Here is an 824-nt window from a genome sequence, read left to right as displayed (position 1 = left end):
GTTTTATGGTCATTATGAGTGTTTTAAATTATTTGTATTACTAGCTCCTGCCGTGGTGTCGAAACCACGCTAAGCCGTGGCAGGAAAATCACTATATTTGAGCAGCCAACTTAAATTATAGTGATATGGACATAAAAAAATTTGCCGATTGGGTGAACTCTGAATTTGATTTTGATTGTTTTGAGAATGATTTTTTTGAAAAAACTTTGTTCTCTACTCAAAAAGAATTTGAAAGTTCAACCTACAATAATGTTCCTTTTGAAATATATTATGCTGAAATTCTGAATACTAAGTTTCTTGAAACTTATCTGTCACGGTTGAAATTGCTTTTACAAGCGATTCCGAAACCTGGTTCTTCAGTGTCTCTGTCAGTTGCTCAGATTGATCTGAATTCATACAACAACCGCACCCATGAACTTCGATCTTCAATCCAGAAATTAGAGAGTTGATGTTTAATACAATTTTTTGACTCATAATACTACTGTTTTAGTGTTGTTTAAGTTTAATTTTTTCACGTTTGATAATCCTTTTTACACGGCGCATATCTTCAACTACTTTGATGATTTGACCTCCTATCTTTTTGGCAATCGGATTACATTCGTTAAAGATGTCTGTATGTAATTTTTTGCTGTTGACCCCATTGGCCTGACAGACCATGGCAACGTCTTTTTTTGTTGCTCCAATCAGATGGATGTAATTACGTCCGAAACGGCTGTCAATCTCATCATATCCGTGTTTGTTGTAGCGTACACCCCGTTTAATTTCTTTTTCAAGGTTCTCAGTTCCTACAATGATTACAGACATTTCGTCCTCTAGTTCATTAT

At 35.0% G+C, this 824-nt stretch carries 1 protein-coding gene and 1 pseudogene; one reads left to right on the top strand and one right to left on the bottom strand.

The features are described from left to right. The first annotated feature begins 125 nt into the window (after positions 1–125). Positions 126–449, top strand: coding sequence for a hypothetical protein (locus FOF46_RS30985; RefSeq protein WP_143919275.1), 324 nt, complete (start codon positions 126–128; stop codon positions 447–449). Between the two features lie 37 nt (positions 450–486). On the opposite strand, the pseudogene FOF46_RS30980 reads toward FOF46_RS30985, so the two are convergent. Further along, positions 487–824 (bottom strand): annotated as a pseudogene (locus FOF46_RS30980) (ATP-binding protein); the annotation flags it as partial.

This window comes from Aquimarina algiphila (assembly GCF_007489275.1).
Lineage (GTDB): Bacteria > Bacteroidota > Bacteroidia > Flavobacteriales > Flavobacteriaceae > Aquimarina > Aquimarina algiphila.
The sequence above is the reverse complement of the archived record's forward strand: the minus strand, read 5'-3'. Positions and strand labels throughout refer to the sequence as shown.